We start from the raw sequence: 20,091 nt of genomic DNA on the forward strand, positions 1-20,091 counted from the left end.
CTAAAAATCTTTTTTTGGTTTTAATTTTTTAGTTTTTAAGTGCTGGAAATTCCTGCGTTTTTTTACTATATTTAAACCATGAAATTGTATACAAAACGGCAGATTTTTTTTGCTTCTTTACTGACGGCGGTTTTTTCTTTGGTACTGTCGGCCCTCATATTTTCAACGGTATATAAATTTACGGCAAAACCGGCCGATACCGCAGAACTCCCTCCTCAAGCCGCTGAAAAAACGGAAACGGGGGTTCAAGTCCCCTCATATTCACAGGACGAAAATTCCTTTGTACTTCAAAGCTCCGAACAAAACATCGCGCTCGGTGCCGCCGACCGGCAAAATCAATATACCCGCGATGAAGTGCAAAATATTTTTGTCTACGAAAATTGCAACGAAGCGGTTGTAAACATAAACACACAGGTTGTCGCGGTCAACTGGTTTTTGGAACCCGTTCCTCAAGACGGCGGCTCCGGTTCGGGCTCCATCATCGACAAGCGCGGCTATGTCGTTACAAACGTACACGTTATAGAAAACGCATATAAAATTTACATATCGCTTTCCGACGGCACCCAATACGAAGGACGGGTGGTAGGCCAAGACAGTGCAAGCGATATTGCCGTTTTAAAATTCGATCCGCCGCGCGGAACCGAATTAAAGACAATCGATTTCGGTAATTCGGATTCGCTTAAAGTAGGCCAAAAGGTTATCGCCATCGGAAACCCCTTCGGTTTGGAGCGGACAATGACCAGCGGTATCGTTTCCGGCTTGGGACGCCCCATCCAGTCCTCATCGGGAAACATTATACGCGATATGATTCAAACGGATACGGCAATAAATCCGGGTAATTCCGGCGGGCCGCTTTTGGACACGCAGGGAAAGATGATCGGCATAAACACGATGATTTATTCCACATCGGGCAGTTCCGCCGGCGTAGGTTTTGCGGTTCCCGTCAATACGGCAAAGCGCGTTGTATCGGATTTGATTCAATACGGGAAGGTGCGCCGCGGCGTTCTCGATCCGGGTGTCCGCCTCGTACAGCTTACCCCCTCTATCGCTTCTTACGCAAACCTTTCGGTTTCTTCGGGCCTTTTAATATCCGAATTGACGCGCGGCGGTACGGCCGAACGCGCAGGCCTTCGTGCAGGCACGGAAGCGGTGCGCTACGGTTCAAGCAGAAACCGCGTTATCATTTATCTGGGAGGAGATGTTATCACCGCCATAGACGGTACTGCGGTGCGCGGTTATGCCGATTATTATTCGCTTTTGGAAAGCAAAAAACCCGGCGATACGGTAACGCTGACCGTTCAGCGCGGAAAAAAAAGCGAGCGCATAACGGTTAAACTGAGCGAGGCCGAATAGTGCGCCCCTTTAAGGTTGAATCCCCCTTTGACCCCTCAGGCGACCAGCCGCAGGCAATAGAAGCGCTTGCACAGGGCTTTTTAAACGGGGAGCGTTTTCAAACCCTCAAAGGGGTTACCGGTTCGGGTAAAACCTTTACGATGGCAAAAATCATCGAGCGCATACAGCGCCCCACCCTGATTATAAGCCATAACAAAACCCTTTCGGCCCAGCTGTACCGCGAGTTTAAAAGCTTTTTTCCGAACAATGCGGTCGAATACTTTGTATCCTATTACGATTACTACCAGCCGGAAGCCTACGTGCCGGCCCGCGATTTATACATAGAAAAAGACGCTTCGATAAACGATGAAATAGACCGCCTGCGCTTAAGCGCAACGTATTCCCTTGTCGAAAGGCGCGACGTTATCGTCGTGGCAACCGTTTCATGTATTTACGGTTTGGGAATGCCGGAAATCTACCGCGATATGAGCATTCATATCGAAAAGGGTGAAGCTTTAGCCCCCGATAAGTTTGCGCAAAAACTCGTATCATTGCAGTACGAACGGAACGACGCCGTATTCGAGCGCGGCAATTTCCGCATACGGGGCGACGTGCTGGAAATTTTCCCTGCCTATATGCACGAAGCCTACCGCATAGAACTTGACTGGGAAGAAGTGGTAAAAATAAAACGCTTCGACCCGATAAGCGGCGAAATCCGCGAAGATATGGACGAGCTTATGCTGTACCCCGCCAAACACTTTATCGTACCGCCTGAAATGCTTGTAGCCGCCCAAGACCGCATAAAGGCGGAATTGGAAGAACAGGTTGAGTTTTTACTTTCTCAGGGGAAAAATCTTGAAGCCGAGCGTTTAAAAACGCGCACAATTTACGACCTTGAAATGCTTGCCGAAATGGGCTATTGCCCCGGAATCGAAAATTATTCGGGACCCATTACCGGGCGCGCACGCGGTCAGCCTCCTGCAACCTTGCTGCATTATTTCCCCGACGATTTTTTATGTATGATAGACGAATCCCACGTTACCCTCTCGCAGCTCGGCGCAATGTACGAAGGAGATCGCAGCCGCAAAACAAACCTTATCAATTTCGGCTTTCGGCTTCCGAGCGCGTTGGATAACCGCCCCCTTAAATTCGCCGAATTCGAAAAAAAACTGAATCAAACCCTCTTTGTGTCGGCAACCCCGCGCGAAGAAGAAATAAAAAGAAGCAGCCGCGTTGTAGAGCAAATTATACGCCCCACCGGTCTTTTGGACCCGATTGTCGAAGTACGGCCGAGCGAGGGGCAAATGCAGGATATTTACAAAGAAGTAAAACGGCGCATTGCACAAAACGAGCGCTCGCTCATTTTGACCCTTACAAAAAAAATGGCCGAAGACTTAACCGAATATTTAGACGAACTGCACCTAAAGGTAAAATACATTCACTCTGAAGTCGAAACGATTGAAAGGGTGGAAATATTAAAGGGTTTGCGCGCGGGAGAATTCGACGTTTTGGTCGGCATCAATTTATTAAGGGAAGGAATCGACTTACCGGAAGTTTCGTTTATTGCGATTTTGGATGCGGATAAAATCGGCTTTTTACGCTCGGCTACAAGTTTGGTGCAAATTATCGGACGGGCGGCGCGCAACAGCAGCGGTACGGTTGTCATGTATGCCGACCGCCTCAGCGATGCGATGAAAGAGGCAATCGATGAAACAAAACGCCGGCGCTCGATTCAGGAAGCATACAATAAGGAACACGGTATAACGCCGACCACTGTTGCAAAGGCTGTAGGCGACATTTTGGTGCGCCGCAGCGAAGAAAAAAAAGAAATTATCGGTACGGAACTGTCCGTTATCAAAGCCGCGACAAATATGTTTATTCCCGGCCAGCGCAAAAAGCTTTTAAAAGCTATGGAAAAACAAATGCTCGAACACGCCGAGCGCTTGGAATTTGAAGAAGCCGCGGCGATACGCGATGAAATGGAAGAAATAAGGCGTCAGTTTGCTTGACGGCGTCAAGTTATTGGAGTAAGGAGGTTTGTTGCAACCATGGCTGAACAAACAACGGAACACAAAAAAAATGAACGCCCCGGCTGGGACGAATATTTTATGGAAGTATGCCGCGCTATTGCCAAACGTGCAACCTGCGACCGCGGAAAATCGGGCTGCGTTATCGCAAAGGATTGTCAGATTTTAGCAACAGGCTATGTAGGCTCTCCTTCGGGACTGCCTCACTGCGATGATGTAGGCCACGACTTAAAAAAGATGCTCCACGACGACGGTTCGGTTACGATGCACTGTGTACGCACCGTCCATGCCGAGCAAAACGCAATTTGCCAAGCCGCCCGCCGCGGCGTTGCAATCGACGGGGCAACCGTGTACTGCAAAATGACCCCCTGCCGCACCTGTGCCATGATGCTTATAAACTGCGGCATAAAACGTATCGTATGCGAAAAAAAATATCACGCCGGTGCGGAGAGCGAAGCTATGTTTAAAACCGCCGGCATCGTCCTTGAATATGTTGATGAAAGCGTCGAAAAATACGACAACCAGTAAGGCTGCAATAGGGATTCGCTGAAAGTTATGAAGATTTTTTTTGCGGGAACGGGAACAAGCCACGGTATCCCCGTGATCGGCTGCACCTGCCCCGTATGTACATCCGAAGCTGCCGAAGATAAGCGCACGCGCTCAAGCATTTTTGTTAAAGGAAAAAACGGAACCTCTATCGTAATCGATACGGGGCCGGACTTCCGAAGCCAAGCTTTGCGCGCACAACTGAACAAGGTTGACGCGGTATTGTATACCCACAGCCATGCCGACCACTTGCACGGTATCGACGATTTGCGCATTTTTTCCCACAAAAACCGCCTCGGCGAAACAACCGAAAAGCCCCTGCACATTTATTCGAATGCCCCAACCCTGAACGATATACAAGTACGGTTCGACTATATTTTTTCACCCGTAAAAGAAGGAGGCGGAAAGCCCCATCTTGAATTGATTGACGCCTCGATTTTCGGCACCGAGAACCCGCTTTGTATCGGGGAATTTGAAATTATCCCCGTACCGCTTTTGCACGGACATTTGGAAGTATACGGCTGGAAAATTTCGGAAAAGGATTCTGCCGATAAAACGTGTTCGCTTGCCTATTTGACCGACTGTAGTTTTATAAGCGAACAATCGATAGAGCTTGTGCGCGGTGCGGACATCCTTGTTATCGATGCACTGCGCGAGCGGCCGCACAGTACGCATTTAAGCTTTGACGAAAGCATAGCCTACGTGCAAAAAATAGGGGCAAAGCGCAGCTTTTTTACCCATATATGCCACGATTTTTCTCACAGCCAAATCAAAGCCTTTTTAGCCTCTCATACGGGCGGCAGTTTGAATATAGAACCCGCTTATGACGGCCTTATTCTAAAATCGTAATTTCAACACGGCGGTTTTGTCTTTTGCCCTCTTCGGTTTCGTTAGACGCAATCGGCCGCTGTGAACCGTGCCCCTTCGTAATACAGCTTTCCCTCTTAATGCCGCGCTTTGCCAATTCGTCGGCAATGCGCTGAGCACGCTCGGCCGAAAGTTTTTTTTCGCCTTCCGCACGGCCGGTTGAAGCGGCGTGTCCTTCTATTAAAAGTTTTGCGTCGGGTACTTGCTTTAAAACTTCGGCAATGCGGTCGAGCCGTTCCTTTTCTTCGGCTCTAAAATCCGTACTGTCGGGCAAAAAACCTATATTCCGCAGCGAAAGCCGCAAGCCCGCAGGCGTTTGTTCAAATACCGTATCGGAGCTGCTGCCGTCAAGCTGAATATCGGCGGAAAGCGTACCGGCGGACTCCACGGAATCGGAGGCGGAAGCCGTCGAAGCGTTTCCGGCAAGGTTTTCCAAAAGTGGCAGCACATCTTTTTTTTCCACCGCACTCGGAAAATCCGTAAAAAGCAAAATGCTTCCTTTAAATTGTACGCGGTTTCCGTCTTTATAGCGGAACTCTTCTTCAACCCTGTCCGCAATAACAAAGACTTGACCGGTTTCTTTAAGTACGTACATATCGGCAGTGTGAGAACCGGCGGCAAAGATTAAATCCGCATCTCCGTTACTATCGATATATGACATACCGTAGCGGGTAGCCCAAGAAGCTTGAATACGGTAGGTTTCCCTGCCCTTGTAAAGCTCTTCGCCTTGAAACGTGTATAAAACCTTTATAGGCATGCGCGTATAGATTCCTTTATTCAAAGGGTCAACGGCACGGACGGCATCGGAGGTCCATGTATCGCCCGGCTGTACCGCCTCGGACGGAAAGGCGGGGAAACTTCTGAATGTCGGAAAGCCCCTGTCTTCTATCGGAGTCAGACGGCCGTCGGAAGAAAGGGCAAAACGGGCGGGAACGGAGGTATCCAAAGAGAGGGCCGTTTCTTTAAGATTCGACATCGTTTTTTCGCCCACATAAAAACCGCCTTCAAAAAGCGTAAAAGCTCCCGTGATACCGAGCTCTTCGGTATCTATATCTTCAATACCCGAATCGGAAGGATAGACAAAGGAGCGTACTTCGCGGCTTGTCAATCCCGTATACTTTCCGTTGTCGTAGCGGCGTAAATCGGAGCGTTCGACCATCCAATAGGAACCGGCTTTGCGGTATTCAAGCTTTGTTTGAGCACACAGAGAAGCGGCGCACATAAAAACGAAAAAACAGCATAGATAATACAGTATATTCGGTCGAAGTTTCATGTTATACATATCGGTATAAATGCGCGCCGAAAAAAGCTGCTTTGTATTTATGCTTCGTCAGCCGAAAATCGTACCATTACGGCAGCAGTAAGCTTTCGGTTCACAGGTTGACAAGATTGTATTCTTCCGTTAATATCATATTTGAAATAAATACAATTTATAAAAGAGGATATTATGAACACTCCAGGGTATGCAAGCACGCATAAAACGGATAAAACCGTACAGATCGCAAACACTGCCGAGTTTTTACATACACACGGAATCCGACCTTCGATTCAAAGACTTGCCGTCTATCAATATTTAAAAGATAATCCCGTACATCCGACGGCTGACGCCCTTTATCTTGCATTATCGCCGTCCATACCGACCCTGTCCAAAACAACCGTATATAATACGCTTAAATTACTCGAACAAAAACATTTGGTACAAAGCATTGCAATCGAAAACGACGAATTGCGCTACGATGCCGAAACCGGCGAACATTGGCATTTTAAATGCACTGAATGCGGAAACGTTTTTGATATATTTTCAGATAAAGCAGAACGGATAAAGCAAGAAGCATTAAACGCTCTTCCCGACAAATTCACTCCGCAAAAAACGGAAATGAATATATGGGGAATTTGCGCACATTGTTCCGAATCTTAATTCGGTTTTACGGTTTTGATTTTTACAAATTCGATTTTATAAAAAAGGGCTTTCTAAAAACTCCGGTTTTTAGAAAGCCCTTTTGTACAAACGAATACATTACACTTTTTTTGTAATATATCCGCTCCTTAAACAGCGTGTGCATAACTTCAACGTCATGGTTGTACCGTCGATTTCGGTTTTAACTTCCACAATATTGGGCTTCCATGTACGGCGTACATGGTTGTATGCTTTACTCACTTTGTTGCCGCTCATAGGACCCTTACCGCAAATATCACATCTTCTTGACATAAAAACCACCTATTTTCAAAACACTTCAAATTATAAGCTGTGAAAATATATTATAGCGAAAGAAAAAAATAAAGTCAATATTATAAAAAATATTCACCGCTCTCTTGACAAAAAACGTAAACACAGTATAATGAACATTGTTCATTATAGGAGATGCATATTAATACGCCGGTTATTTCAAAAGAAGATATTTTGGACTCGTGCAGAAAACTCGTTTCGGAAAAAGGTTTGCCGGCGCTTAATATGCGAAGCGTGGCCAAACAATGTAACATTGCACTGGGTTCCGTATATAATTATTTTTCATCCAAAGAAGAATTGATTATGGAAACGGTCGAAAGTGTGTGGCAAAATATTTTCAGCGTACGGCATGACTGCAAACCGGGTATCGCTTTTACCGAATATATCGAATTGATTTTCGAAAAAATAAAAAAAGGAGCTCTTACCTATCCCAATTTTTTTACCGCTCATTCGATACGCTTTGTCGGAAAAACACGGGAAAAAGCACGCGAAAAAATGAAAAACTATTTTTCACTCATAAAAGAGGAAATGTTGATAATCTTAAAAGCCGATATGAAAATCAAAAAAAATGTCTTTTCGCCGGCTTTTACCGAAGAAAATTTTACGGATTTTATATTAACCAACTTTATATCTTTGCTTATTTTACAAAAAAATTCATCTTCAGTGTTAATTGAAATTATAAAAAAAATTATATATTCCTAAACGGTGAAAATCCGCTTTGAAGCGGTTTTTATAAAACCAAAATGAACAAAGTTCATTTTGAAAACAGTCAATAAGGAGTACTTATGCAGGCAATTATGGAAACGGTTTTTGATTTTACGTATTTACCGACGGTTATTACGCTCGGCATTATAATGATCAAAAAAAGCAAGGGACAAAAGCAATTTTTACTTTACGGTCTTATGGCCGTCGGCTTAGGGTTTGGAGATGCTTTTCACCTCATACCGCGCTCCATTGCCCTTTTAACGACGGGGCTTGAAAATCATGCGGTATCCCTCGGTATCGGGAAATGGATAACTTCAATAACGATGACGATTTTTTATGTTTTACTCTATCATGTATGGCAGGAACGCTACGGTGTTTTTGAAAAAAAGAACCTTACGGCATTTATGTATATACTTGCCGTATTGCGTATCGGCCTTTGCTTTATGCCGCAAAACGCATGGACAAGTCCGGACGCGCCGCTTTCATGGGCAATATACCGCAATATACCTTTTACCGTGATGGGCATTATCATTATTGTTTTATTTTATAAAAGCGCAAAAGAAAAAAAAGACGGCACATTCCGCCGGTTATGGCTTACAATAGTGTTGAGTTTCGGTTTTTATATTCCCGTTGTTTTGTTTTCGGACGCAATACCGCTGGTAGGTATTTTAATGATTCCCAAAACCTGTGCCTATGTATGGACGGTTGTTATCGGTTTTCAAGCAGTGAAAAATAACGATGTCGGCTATGCAAAATCAATTAATGCATAAAACCGCCCGTAAATTGAAAACCATATCCGAATTATTTAAGGAGAAAAAATGAAAAAATATCTTAATACGGCTTTTATATACGCAATAGCAGCTTTGGCGGGCGGCGTTTTTTACCGCGAATTTACCAAATGGAACGGATTTTCAGGCACAACCGCTTTAGGGAAGGTTCACCCGCACCTCTTTCTTTTGGGTACGGTCATTTTTTTATTTGCCGCCCTTTTCAGCGCTCACAAAGATTTGAGCGGATTCAAAAGTTTCCGTGTATTTTTAAAAATCTATAATATCGGAGTTCCCCTTACGGCAATTATGATGATTGTACGCGGCATTCCCCAAGTATTGGATATAACGCTTTCAAAAGCCCTTGATGCTTCCGTATCGGGAATCGCCGGAATAGGACACATTTTAACGGGTACCGGCTTAATTTTATTTTTACTTTCTTTAAAAAAAGCGTACAGCGAAAAATAAAAAAGAAAAACGTACCGGCGTACCGGCAGTCCTTTTTTGCTGCCGGTACTTAATCCCTATTTTCTTTTTTTTAAAGCTGTGTTACACTCCATACTATGAATAAGATAACAACTTCAGCTGAAAACTTTCTTACATCGATAACGGGGTGGAATGCCGATTTAAGCGCCGAAAAATTATGGAAATTGGCACAATTTTTACTCACCTTGGCGCTCATTTATATTTTCTTTAAAGTACTCAGCATTTTTGTAAAAAAATTCGTTATGCATAAATGCTCTTTGCAAACCCAGCATATTATCAATAAAGTGATTCACTACAGTGCATTTACAATTATTGTTTTAACGATTTTTCACCGCTTAGGCATCAATATAAGCGCTATATTGGGGGCAGCGGGAATTGCAGGTATTGCCATCGGTTTTGCCGCGCAAACGTCGATTTCAAATGTAATTTCAGGACTCTTTGTCATAACCGAACGTGCTTTTAAAATAGGAGATATTATCGAAATTGCCGGTACAATCGGTACCGTACAGGCAATCAATTTGCTTTCGGTTGTTTTAAAAACATTCGACAGCCAATATGTACGCGTACCGAACGAAACGATTATTAAAGCAAATCTCATAAACTATTCCCATTTTCCCTTCCGGCGGGTAAAAACCGAATTATCGGTTCCCTACGGCACCGATTTACGGAAGCTGGAAAAGATTCTTTTAGACACGGCGAAAAAAAATCAATTTTGCGTTGAAGACCCTGCGCCTTCTATTTTGTGGACGGCATTTGCCGCCGCAGGAATCAATTTTACCCTGCTTACATGGACTACAATTGAAGATTTCGGTAATTTACGCAATTCGATTTTTATAGATGTCGCCGAACGGTTGAACAAAGAAGGTATAGAGATTCCTTTCCCGCAAACGGATATACATATAAAGGATTACCCGGAGGATTTTTACGGGATAAAACCTGCGGCAAAAAAAGCCAAAAAGAATACATAAGGAGGCAATATGCTTAAAGAAGGAACTAAGGCTCCCGATTTTGAATTGGAAGATCAAAACGGGAAGATACATTCATTGAAAGATTATGCGGGGAAAAAAATTATTTTATATTTTTACCCGAAAGACAATACGCCCGGCTGTACAAAACAGGCATGCGGTTTTGCCGAATTGTACCCGCAGTTTACCGAAAAAAATGCAATTATACTCGGTGTAAGCAAAGACAGCGCAGCCTCTCATAAAAAATTCGAAACGGATTTTCAACTGCCCTTTCCCCTGCTTGCCGATACGGAATTAAAGGCTATCAAAGCATATGACGTATGGCAGGAAAAAATTATGTACGGTAAAAAAAGCATGGGCATTGTGCGTACCACCTATTTGATTGACGAAAACGGAATAATCGCAAAAGCATTCGAAAAGGTTGACGCGCCCGAAAATCCCGCTCAAATGCTTGCCGAATTGTAAATAATTGTAAATAATGCGGAGGCGCCCGTGAATCATGAAGTGATAAAAGACATAAATCTTTTGGATAATAACGGACACATTATCGAAGAAGGATGGGCGCGCCGCCCCGTTTGGAAATACGAGCGTTCAAAGGTAAAAGCTTCGGCGCTTAAAATTAAAGAATGGGATTATTACAGCATAACGCACACAAAAGAACTGTGGTCGCTTAATGCAACCGTAGCCGATTTGGGTTTCGGCGCCTTATTTTCGGTTTCGTTTATCGATTTTAAATTAAAATCATTCGCACAAAAAGACGAAATGAAATTTTTTACTTTCGGAAAAACCGGTTTAAGCGCCTGTTCCACCGAAGACAATAAAGTTTCGTTTTCGGGTAAAGGCCTGTCCCTTTCTTTTTCCAAAACGGGAAATACGCGCCGCCTGCACATTTGCGTACCGAACCTATCCTTACCCGGCGGAAACACAGGTATAGAAGCAGACCTTGAACTTTACCAAGCTCCCGGCCTTGAAAGTATGAATATTGCAACTTCATGGAAAGAAAAACGCACTTGTTTTTATCTTAACGAAAAAGTCAATTGTATGAGTGTAAGCGGTTCGCTCAAACTGGGAAACGACGATATTCGGCTCGGTAAAGATGAGGTATGGGCGGTTCTCGACTGGGGGCGAGGCAATTGGACAAGAAAAAACCGCTGGTATTGGGCAAGCGGCAGCGGCTCGGTTAAGGGTAAAAGCTTCGGCTTTAATCTCGGCTACGGTTTTACCGACAGAACGCCCGCAAGCGAAAACGTTATTTTTTACGACGGAAAAATCCATAAACTGGAAAATGTTTTTTTCCATATCCCCGAAAACGACTATCTTAAACCGTGGACATTTTCTTCATCCGATAAGCGCTTTGAAATGCGGTTTATACCTGCGGTGGACCGGTTCGCCGCTACGAATTTGGGTATTATTCAAAGCATACAGCATCAAGTATTCGGCTTTTTTACGGGTACTGCGGTACTCGACGACGGAAAAACGATACGTATAGAACATTTTCCCGCCTTTGCCGAAGACGTCTACAATAAATGGTAACCATAAAATAAAAAGCGGAAATTCCTTTTTAAAGTACATTTCCGCTTTAAATTTTTAACAGGTTTTATTTTCTTTCAGCGGTTTTATTCCGTGCGGACAAGTCTAAAACCTAAAACATCTTCGGCATAGGTCGGCTCGTCGGCTTCTCTTCGGCCGACCGAACATGCGCTTGCCGTTTTATTTGTATAAGAACCGCCGCGCCATATCCGTTTTATACCGACTAAGGGGCCGAAAGGATTTTCAACTTCTCCCGTACCGACGTCTTCGGCATATTTGTCTTGGCACCACTCCCACACATTGCCGCTCATATCGAAAACACCAGCTTGATTTGCCGCCTTACTTCCGACAACGGCAGTACTTCTTACCGGAGGATTTTTTTCAATATCGCGGGTTCCGCCGTTATACCATACATCATAGACGGCAACGCGATCGGTTTCCGTGCGCAGCTGTTCCCAAGTTCTTCCGGCACCGAGAGAAAGTCCTTTAAAGCCTATCGGAAGCTCCGCGCCGCTTGCCGAATTAAGTTTTGTAAACCAAACACTGCCGTATCGGTCGGCATTTTCGGAAAAAGAGCTTCGAAACCGCGCGGCAAATTCCCATTCCGCCTCAGTCGGCAAACGGAACCCTTTTTTTGTGCGGTCGAAATAGGAAGTGTCGCATTCTTCTTCGTTTTTGGCATTTTTCAAAATTTCACCGCCTTCGGTTTTGCGGTATACACATTGGGCGGTATTTGCGTACGTCATTTCGGTATATGCATTACACCAAACGATACAATTATTCCAGCTGACAAAGGTAACCGGTTCGTTTTCGCTTCCCGATCCGGAAGAACCTTTTAAACCGATACCGTTTGCGGCAAAAGTATACCCGTTTTCTATAGCCCACTCATATACGTCGCGCCATATTTTATAGCTTACCTCATAAGTGCCGATTTTATACGGACTCAATTTTACCTTTCGCCCGGCAACAAAAACGCCATTCCAGTCTTTTTGCGTACGTGCAGTGCCTTGAAAAGACGGCATATCGTAATCGGGGTCGCGGCCTTCAATATAATTATCGCCCGGGTTAAGGGTAACCGCAATAAAAGCGGGAACGGGTTTTGAAAACACACGGATACGGGTATTTTCATCAATAGTAAAATTTTCTTCAGGCGAAATTATAACAAAGCTTTTGTTTTTTTCTCTTTCCCAATAAGAAAAAACAAAGCCCGTATCGTAATTTTCTATTTTTTCTTTTACTTTATTTTGTATATCCTTCCATTTCGTACCGGCTTTACACACGATATGACTTTCGGCCTTTATTTTTACATGTTCGTCGCCGGCTTGTACTGTAACGTTTATCTTTTCCGATTTGGAATGTACGACAACCGTCAAATCTTTACGGAACGGGAAATCTGTGTCAATCTGTGTGGACCTGCCTTTGATTGTCCATTTGGAATGCGCATAATCGGTCTTATAACCGATTACAAAAGATTCGGCGGTTTCTTTAATATCTTGCCACGTTTTACCCTTTTCAATTTTAAAGGTTTTATCGCCGTCCTTAAATATAACGTTTGCATCGGCCGCTTCAACACGTATTAAAACGGTAGCCGGCTGAGGTGCGGGCGGCGGGGAAGGAGGGTTTTCGGGTCCGGGAGATTCGCCTGAAGGCGGAGAGGAAGGAGGCGGAGAAGAAGGAGGCGGAGAAGGCGGATCCTGTTGAACGGGCGGCTGTCCCGTTTGAGGGGGAGTTTCCGGCTCCTGTACGGAAGCCTTCGGCTTTGAGTTTACAAAAACAATTGTATCGCTGTCAAATACGTGAACGTCATTTAAAGAACGCCCGTCCTTATCCGTAAGTGTCCATTTGGAAAATTCGCGGCTATCCGTATAGCCTTCTATTTTGGCTTCGGCTGTAAGTCTTATCTCGGACCATTTTTTACCCTTTTCGGCATAAAAAAAGGTATCGCCTTCTTTTAGGCGTACACCGGTATCGGCCTGCACGGTGATTTTAATTCGTTTCACCTTCTGAGGCAGCTTATTGTTTTTATGAGATTCGTTTTCACAAGCGCATAAAATCAGCAAAATGCTTGCGCACAGTAAAAACAAACCTCTTGTTTTATGCTGTTTTTTCATTTTAACCTCCGTATGTGAACACTATATAAAATATACTATGATTTGAAAATAAATTCCATGCAATATATAATTTTTTGCATACCGGATATTTTTTTGGGGGATGTATATAAAAAAACCCTGCATTTTGCAGGGTTTTTTATGAGCCGCACGTGATTCGAACACGTGACCCACGCCTTAAAAGGGCGTTGCTCTACCTACTGAGCTAGCGGCCCATCGCATTTCATAATTGAATGCTCGACCAGCATACCTTATCTCGGTAAAAGTGTCAATGCCCTTTTACAAGATTTTTTAATATTTTATCGACATTGAAAATCCTGCATTCAACTGCGGATTATAGCCCGGCTCAAAGCCGAGTTCTTTGCCGAATACCGAAGCATCTATTTTAAATTTACCGAGATTTAAGCCTAAGCCGGCGGCCGGATACATATCGTTTACGCCTGCACGGACGGCAAGAACTTTAAAGAGTACCGCTTCCGCTCCGAACGAAAGCTCCAGTATGGGATTGCGGTAGAAAGTCTTTTTTTGCAAAATCGGCCACAGGTTATTGTAGTCCGCATATACGGTTAACTTCGATACAATATTTTTTGTCGCTTCGGCGACCGGAAAATCAAGTTCGACGCCCGCCCCCAACTTCGATTCCGCTTGAGCATATTTAAAAGGACTGCCTCTAAAAGCCGCAAATTGTTCAACCGTTTCAAATTTTTTAATCCATAAGGGGGCATAGGCGTCCTGCCATACAAGAGCGATACTCAGCATATCAAAAATTTTGTATTGCACGCCCATATCGAAACCGAAACCGAATGAAAGATACACGGGTACGGAACTCAGCGGATTGCCGGTACCGGCAAACAATTCCGCAACGCCTTTTACGTAATTCGCTTGTAATTGTACCATGCTTCGGCCGGAAACACCTACCGATAAAACCCCGGCTACACCCAAATCAAGGGGGAAGCCGTAACCGGCGACAAAACCCAAATCACCGCCCGCCCGTATGTCGGACTTCATTAACGAATACACATTTCCGTGGGCATATAAGGTATTTACAAAGCCCCAGCCGAAATTATTGCGGATTGCGCCGAAAGTCAGGGGGCCTCCGATCCTCATATTCAAATTAAACCCGGAATCTCCTATCATATCGAGCAGGGGAACCGACAATGCGGCAGGATCGTTTGTGTCAACTTTTTTCGTTAAAATGTCCATCCCCAGTTTGAACATTTTATCCAGGGGGCCGCCCATACCGACTGCCGCAAGCGGAGGCCACAAGGTTTTGTTTTCGGCAAAAGCAAGGGCGGAAGGATTGGTAAACAGAGCATATACGGAAGAACTGTCCGTAAAATAGGGGCCGCCGAACGCTTCCGAACGGGTATCTACCGCTTCAATACGGTGGGGCGTATAGGCAAATGCGGAAACAACCGCACACAAGCATACATACAGGTATATAGAAAATTTAGCAAACTTTTTCATATTATGCTCCGTTTTGTTATTTGAATTGGCTTAATACATCGGCAAGAGAAACAACACCTAAAAGGTTTACATCTTCCGGTTGTATGGTTCTGCCTACAACGGTACCTTCGGAGTCGTACGCTTGACCGCCGGATAAAAGTTTCAGCGCTTCCAGCGAGGCTTTTAAAGCCGCTTTTTTACCGTCGGCATCAGGTCCCGGTCCGAGAATATCATTTGCAATAGTTTGCGGGGTTTTGGCTTTTAGATTTTCCGGCGTAACATTATTCGTTAAATTTTGATATACGCTTGCGGTGGTTTGCAGCAAAACCGCAACGGCGGCATTCGCCAACTGAGAAGGATCCGCTTTTCGCATTGCCTCCGGATCGGATAAAAGGGCGGCGGAAGCGGCGGTATCGAAGCTGTTTAAGCTGTTTATTACTTCGTCCACCATATTTTTCACATCCGCACCGCTTACGCTATTGTTGCCCGCTTGCGCAGCCGTTTCGCCGATTTTTTTAATCGTGCTGAAGGGAAAGGTGGCTTCGAAAGTCAAATTAAGCGCTTGTTCTTTTTCCGTTAAAGAAAGTCCTTTAAGTTCATCGGCGCTTTTACCGCTCAATAAATCCAAAACGGCGGCCATCGTTTCCGCATTAGAAGAATAGGAACTCTGCGAAAAAGCAATCAATTCGCTTGCTGAAGCTTTTTTTAAGAATTCCTTTTGATTGCGCCGAGCACCTTTTGCCAAAGACGTGGTAAACATTTCACACGAAACACATAAAATCAAAACCGCACAAAGTAAAACGTGCAAAACCGCATAAAAAACTTTTTTCTTTTTCATGTTTTCTCCTGTTACAATTTAACCCGATTATCAAATTTGTAAGATTTCTTATCATTAATAATAACACAACATTTAAAAATAAACAACAATATTTATTTTATAAAAGAACTGCAAAAGCTTCGCACGTTTCTCCTTTGAGTCCGGCTTCGTTTACGGAATCGATACAAAGCAAAACTTCGGTACCGCCGGAAGGGGGAAAATGCGGTTTTAAGGAAAAAGCGGCAGCTTGTTTTATACGCACATGCAAAAAATTTTCCGTAACCGCGCGTAAATCTCCCGTACGGAATTTTTCGACTACAGCCTTAAAATGCTTACCGATACAGCTTTCTATATACGCTTTTTTTTGTTTTTCAGCTAAAAGGCCGAGTTCCTGCACTCTGGCGCGGGCTTCGGCAGGCGGCACGGGCGGTTTTATTTTACAAGCGTCGGTGCCCGGCCGCGGCGAAAACGGAAAAGCGTGAATCCATGAAAAATTACAAAAACGGCACAATTCCAATGTTTTTTCAAAATCTTCGCGGGTTTCGCCGGGAAAACCGGCAATAATATCGCAAGCGATAAAGGGCCGGTTTTTTATGCGGCGAAGGTGTTCGACCGCCCGCGTTATGCATTCGGCATTATAGGGTCGGCGCATCGCTTTTAAAACCGCATCGCTTCCCGACTGTACCGAAAGATGAAAATGCGGCCGAATACGCTCATGGGATAAAACGGCGCATAATTCATCGTTTATAATTTGCGGATGAAGACTTGAAAGACGAAACGAAATAGTATCCGTATGTTCCAAAAGATAGGCAAGTAAAAAAGTAAGTCCGCCGGAAAACGGTTCGGATTCGCTTGAAAAGCGGTATTGACCGATATTGACACCCGTAAGGATTACTTCTCTGTGACCGATTTTTTCGAGTTGTAAAACGCGCTCAAGCACCCTATCCGCCTGCAATGACAGGGAGGGGCCGCGCGCGAGGCAAATGCGGCAATAAGAGCAGCGGTTATCGCAGCCGTCTTGAATTTTAAGAGAAGGCCGCGAATGCTGCAAAAAAGTGTCGGTAGAAAGAGCAAAGGTTTCCCGCCCTGTATGCGGCTGTACGGGGGTACATTTTTTGTCCGTATCGAAGCTGCCCTTATATAAATCGCGCAGCTGTGCGGCCAATGCAAAAGCCGACTCGCAAGAGGCCTCAAAAACAGGCATGGAAACATCTTTGCAAGCCGGCACGGAAGCGGCCGCTTCTGTGGAACACAAAGCAGCGCCCGACATAAAAGAACGTAAAAATGCCGGAAGGCGGATAAGAGCGTCTTTATGCCTTCCTCCCAAAACGGCAATGCGGTTATCCATAGCCGCTAAAAAATCGCCGTCAAGCTGCGCATAGCAGCCCGTAATCAAAACAGCCGCACAAGGGTATTTTTCCAAAAGCAGCCGTATAATGCGGCGGCATTTTTGTTCGGCTTTTGCGGTAACCGTACACGTATTTACAATACATAAAAAAGTTACCGTGTCGCCGGGAAAAGAAGAATTTATACCGTCCATACGGCAGTCAAAACCGGCATCCGCAAAAGAATGCGCGGCCGATTCCGATTCTATTTGATTTAATTTACAACCGAGAGTTTCAAACCGTACTATCGGTTTTTGAAAAGAAGAAAATAAAGTCACTGTAAGCGGGAACGAACCCTATCCCTGCCGCGCAAAGCATCCGCTTGCCCCGCATTAAGCTCCAAAGCTTTTTCGTAGGCAATAAGCGACAGGGAAAAGTTGCCGGCCATTTCACGCGCATAGCCCAACCGTGTCCACCAATAATCGTACAAGGGTTCGGTACGCACCGCTTGTGAAAAAGCGATATCCGCATGATTATAGCGTGCAAGGCGTATATAGATTTCTCCCATAAAATAATATGCTTCACCGAGCCGGCTGCCTTTTTCGCCGACAAGCGATACGTATTCTTGAAAAAGAGCAAGCGCTTCGCGGTTTTGACCCAAAAAATATTTTGCTTCTCCCAACACTTCAACCAAACGCTGATCATAGCGCGATATTTTACGTCCCTGTAAAGCCCAATATTCAGCTTCGGAATATTGGCGGTTTCGCACTAAACTCCAGCATAACACAACATAAGATTCAATGTTGGTCGGTTTTTCACTTATTTCCTGCTCGCAAACCGCTATAGCCTCGGCATAGCGGCCGGCGGAATACAACTTAAGGGCATCAGGTTTTTGCTTCGGAGCGCTTTGAACCGGCGGCGCGGCTTCCTGCACGGGAGCGGGACTTTGCGCTTGCTGAGTATTTCCTGAAGGAACCGTATTTTCCTGAGTAAAACAAAAAATCGAAAAAGCGTATAAAAAAATACAAAGTGCCGTAATTTTTTTATTCATAATACACCTCACGAACCTTGAAGCATAGTACAACGGCCGGAAAATACACTGCCCGGTTCGAGTACCACTTTTTCCGATGTAATATCGCCGAAAACCGCACCGCCGGCGGAAACAAAAACCAAGCCCTTTGCTTCGATATTACCGGTAACCTTACCCCGAACCAACACCCGCTGTGCAATAATATCGGCTTTAACGACAGCCGCCGCATCTATAACCAAATCGCTCGTTGCATTGATGGAACCGTCCATCGTTCCCTTTATCATAAAAGGCCGTGCAAAACGAATAGTACCGGAAAAAGTGATATCGGAGGCCAGCACCGTATCAAAATCATCTTCTTCCAAATCGAAAAAATCGGTATCTTTTACTTCAAACATTGTTTAATAATACACTGAACGGTGCGTTACAGTCAACACAAAGTACCGACACCGATAAATCGGCAGCTTAATGCGCTGCAAATCAAGTATCCGAATATATACGTTCGGATAGCGGAAGATACTTTTTATACGGCATAACGGATTTATATGCGGGACGAATAATTTTTCCTCCGTTTACCAATTCTTCCATACGATGGGCTGACCATCCGGCAAGCCGGGATGCGGCGAACAGCGGGGTAAAAAGTTCTTCGGGCAAATTAAGCATACTGTACATAAACCCCGAATAAAAATCGATATTTGCACTTACGCCCTTATACATTTTGCGTTTTTCAGCGATAATTTCCGGAGCAAGCCGTTCAACGGCGTCATAGAGTTTAAACTCATCTTCTTTTCCTTTTTCTTTTGCCAGTTTTTCAACCCATTCTTTTAGTATAACCGCACGCGGATCGGAAAGCGAATAAACCGCATGACCTATACCGTAAACAAGTCCGGCTTTATCAAAAGCTTCTTTATCGACCAAGCGTTCTATATATCGGCAAAGCTCATCTTCATCGTCCCAATTTTTTACATTACGCTTTAAGTCGGCAAACATTTGGCTGACCTTTATACTTGCTCCGCCGTGTTTAGGCCCCTTTAAAGAAGCTAAAGAAGCGGCTACCGCAGAATATGTGTCCGTTCCCGACGATGTTACAACGTGATTTGTAAAAGTACTATTATTTCCTCCGCCGTGTTCCGCATGCAGAACCATAGCCAAATCCAAAACGGATGCTTCAAGCGGAGTATAAAAACTGTCGGGACGAAGCATGTGCAAAATATTTTCGGCGCATGAAAGTTCCGGCAAAGGAGGATGGATGACAAGGCTTTGTTTTTTATAGTAATAGGCATAAGCTTGATAGGCATATACCATAAGACCGGGAAAACGGGCAATAAGCTGCAAGCATTGGCGGATAACATTGGGAATCGATATATCATCCGCCGCTTCGTCGTATGTGTACAAGGTTAAAATGCTTGTTGCAAGCGAGTTCATCATATCGCAGCTGGGGGTTTTTAAAATGGTACCGCGTACAAAGTCTTCGGGAAGCTCCATACATGAACTCAGTACCAGGCGGAATTGATTGCATTGTTCGGCCGAAGGCAAGTGCCCGAAAACCAACAGATAACAAATTTCTTCAAAACCGAATCGGTTTTCATCGATAAAACCGTTTACAAGATCATTTATATTATAGCCGCGGTAAAAAAGCTTGCCTTCGCAAGGGATGAGATCTTCATTTTCAACGACAAAACCGATAATAGCCGAAATTTCGGTTAATCCCGCCAAAACACCCTTGCCGCTTATATCGCGCAAGCCGCGCTTTACTTCATACTTTGTATATAATTCACTGTCGATTTTATCGGATGCGCATACAAATTCACTGTATCGGGCCATAATCGTTTGGACATTTATATCGGAATTCATAAAGTCCTCCTTAAATTTGTATAAAACGGCGCAAAGCAACGATTCGGATTTAGAATAATCGG

The 20,091-nt window shown here is 44.5% G+C and carries 20 protein-coding genes and 1 tRNA gene; 11 read left to right on the forward strand and 10 right to left on the reverse strand.

The genetic code is table 11. The features are described 5' to 3' along the window. Positions 1-78: 78 nt before the first annotated feature. Genes H0R92_RS09690 through H0R92_RS09705 form a run of 4 tightly spaced genes read left to right on the forward strand, consistent with a single transcriptional unit; the run spans position 79 to position 4,754 of the window. A complete protein-coding gene (locus H0R92_RS09690) occupies positions 79-1,353 on the forward strand; it encodes a S1C family serine protease (protein ID WP_432963863.1) in 1,275 nt (424 codons plus the stop codon). Continuing rightward, entirely contained in the window at positions 1,353-3,341 is a 1,989-nt protein-coding gene (uvrB, locus tag H0R92_RS09695; protein ID WP_432963866.1) for an excinuclease ABC subunit UvrB, read from the forward strand. Before H0R92_RS09690 ends, uvrB begins: the two co-directional genes overlap by 1 nt. 39 nt (positions 3,342-3,380) lie before the next feature. After that, positions 3,381-3,887: a deoxycytidylate deaminase gene (locus H0R92_RS09700; RefSeq protein ID WP_432963869.1), complete on the forward strand. Its 507-nt coding sequence runs from the start codon at positions 3,381-3,383 to the stop codon at positions 3,885-3,887. Positions 3,888-3,914: 27 nt separating this feature from the next. Beyond that, positions 3,915-4,754, forward strand: a complete 840-nt coding sequence (locus H0R92_RS09705; protein WP_432963872.1) for an MBL fold metallo-hydrolase — start codon at positions 3,915-3,917, stop codon at positions 4,752-4,754. Here H0R92_RS09705 and H0R92_RS09710 read toward each other — a convergent pair. Further along, complete coding sequence (locus tag H0R92_RS09710) at positions 4,738-5,994, reverse strand: OmpA family protein (RefSeq protein ID WP_432963875.1); 1,257 nt, start codon at positions 5,992-5,994, stop codon at positions 4,738-4,740. The two genes, H0R92_RS09705 and H0R92_RS09710, sit on opposite strands and share 17 nt — an antisense overlap. A 225-nt stretch (positions 5,995-6,219) precedes the next feature. Between H0R92_RS09710 and H0R92_RS09715 the strand changes: the two genes are divergently transcribed. After that, positions 6,220-6,690: a Fur family transcriptional regulator gene (locus tag H0R92_RS09715; protein ID WP_432963878.1), complete on the forward strand. Its 471-nt coding sequence runs from the start codon at positions 6,220-6,222 to the stop codon at positions 6,688-6,690. Positions 6,691-6,789: 99 nt separating this feature from the next. Here H0R92_RS09715 and rpmB read toward each other — a convergent pair whose 3' ends face one another. Next, positions 6,790-6,981, reverse strand: a complete 192-nt coding sequence (gene rpmB / locus H0R92_RS09720; RefSeq protein ID WP_432963881.1) for a 50S ribosomal protein L28 — start codon at positions 6,979-6,981, stop codon at positions 6,790-6,792. A 153-nt stretch (positions 6,982-7,134) separates the two neighbouring features. Between rpmB and H0R92_RS09725 the strand changes: the two genes are divergently transcribed. The 6 genes from H0R92_RS09725 to H0R92_RS09750 all read left to right on the forward strand — a co-directional run bounded on the left by H0R92_RS09725 (position 7,135) and on the right by H0R92_RS09750 (position 11,455). After that, entirely contained in the window at positions 7,135-7,701 is a 567-nt protein-coding gene (locus H0R92_RS09725; protein WP_432963884.1) for a TetR/AcrR family transcriptional regulator, read from the forward strand. Between the two features lie 83 nt (positions 7,702-7,784). Next, the gene (locus tag H0R92_RS09730; protein WP_432963887.1) at positions 7,785-8,474 is read left to right on the forward strand and encodes a hypothetical protein; all 690 of its coding nucleotides are present in this window, start codon (positions 7,785-7,787) and stop codon (positions 8,472-8,474) included. A gap of 48 nt (positions 8,475-8,522) precedes the next feature. Further along, complete coding sequence (locus H0R92_RS09735) at positions 8,523-8,939, forward strand: DUF2871 domain-containing protein (protein ID WP_432963890.1); 417 nt, start codon at positions 8,523-8,525, stop codon at positions 8,937-8,939. 95 nt (positions 8,940-9,034) lie between these two features. Continuing rightward, positions 9,035-9,925 carry a mechanosensitive ion channel family protein gene (locus H0R92_RS09740; RefSeq protein WP_432963893.1) on the forward strand — a complete coding sequence of 297 codons (891 nt, stop codon included), beginning with the start codon at positions 9,035-9,037 and terminating at the stop codon, positions 9,923-9,925. A gap of 9 nt (positions 9,926-9,934) precedes the next feature. After that, positions 9,935-10,387 carry a peroxiredoxin gene (locus tag H0R92_RS09745; protein ID WP_432963896.1) on the forward strand — a complete coding sequence of 151 codons (453 nt, stop codon included), beginning with the start codon at positions 9,935-9,937 and terminating at the stop codon, positions 10,385-10,387. 27 nt (positions 10,388-10,414) lie between these two features. Beyond that, positions 10,415-11,455, forward strand: coding sequence for a DUF2804 domain-containing protein (locus H0R92_RS09750; RefSeq protein ID WP_432963899.1), 1,041 nt, complete (start codon positions 10,415-10,417; stop codon positions 11,453-11,455). Positions 11,456-11,538: 83 nt separating this feature from the next. On the opposite strand, the gene H0R92_RS09755 is transcribed toward H0R92_RS09750, so the two are convergent. The 8 genes from H0R92_RS09755 to H0R92_RS09790 all read right to left on the reverse strand — a co-directional run bounded on the left by H0R92_RS09755 (position 11,539) and on the right by H0R92_RS09790 (position 20,029). Beyond that, positions 11,539-13,563 (reverse strand): formylglycine-generating enzyme family protein, encoded by a 2,025-nt coding sequence (locus H0R92_RS09755; protein WP_432963902.1) that lies wholly within the window; start codon positions 13,561-13,563, stop codon positions 11,539-11,541. A 139-nt stretch (positions 13,564-13,702) separates the two neighbouring features. Then, positions 13,703-13,775: transfer RNA gene (locus H0R92_RS09760), tRNA-Lys, on the reverse strand. A 76-nt stretch (positions 13,776-13,851) separates the two neighbouring features. After that, the gene (locus H0R92_RS09765) at positions 13,852-15,027 is read right to left on the reverse strand and encodes a hypothetical protein (protein ID WP_432963905.1); all 1,176 of its coding nucleotides are present in this window, start codon (positions 15,025-15,027) and stop codon (positions 13,852-13,854) included. Positions 15,028-15,043: 16 nt separating this feature from the next. Then, positions 15,044-15,844, reverse strand: a complete 801-nt coding sequence (locus H0R92_RS09770; RefSeq protein WP_432963908.1) for a hypothetical protein — start codon at positions 15,842-15,844, stop codon at positions 15,044-15,046. A 97-nt stretch (positions 15,845-15,941) separates the two neighbouring features. After that, entirely contained in the window at positions 15,942-17,486 is a 1,545-nt protein-coding gene (gene mtaB, locus H0R92_RS09775; RefSeq protein ID WP_432963911.1) for a tRNA (N(6)-L-threonylcarbamoyladenosine(37)-C(2))-methylthiotransferase MtaB, read from the reverse strand. Next, positions 17,483-18,199: a tetratricopeptide repeat protein gene (locus H0R92_RS09780; protein WP_432963914.1), complete on the reverse strand. Its 717-nt coding sequence runs from the start codon at positions 18,197-18,199 to the stop codon at positions 17,483-17,485. Before H0R92_RS09780 ends, mtaB begins: the two co-directional genes overlap by 4 nt. An 8-nt stretch (positions 18,200-18,207) precedes the next feature. Further along, positions 18,208-18,573, reverse strand: a complete 366-nt coding sequence (locus tag H0R92_RS09785; protein ID WP_432963917.1) for a bactofilin family protein — start codon at positions 18,571-18,573, stop codon at positions 18,208-18,210. Positions 18,574-18,655: 82 nt separating this feature from the next. Beyond that, the gene (locus H0R92_RS09790; protein ID WP_432963920.1) at positions 18,656-20,029 is read right to left on the reverse strand and encodes a citrate/2-methylcitrate synthase; all 1,374 of its coding nucleotides are present in this window, start codon (positions 20,027-20,029) and stop codon (positions 18,656-18,658) included. Positions 20,030-20,091 lie beyond the last annotated feature (62 nt).

The organism is Treponema sp. OMZ 840 (genome assembly GCF_050937815.1).
GTDB lineage: Bacteria > Spirochaetota > Spirochaetia > Treponematales > Treponemataceae > Treponema_C.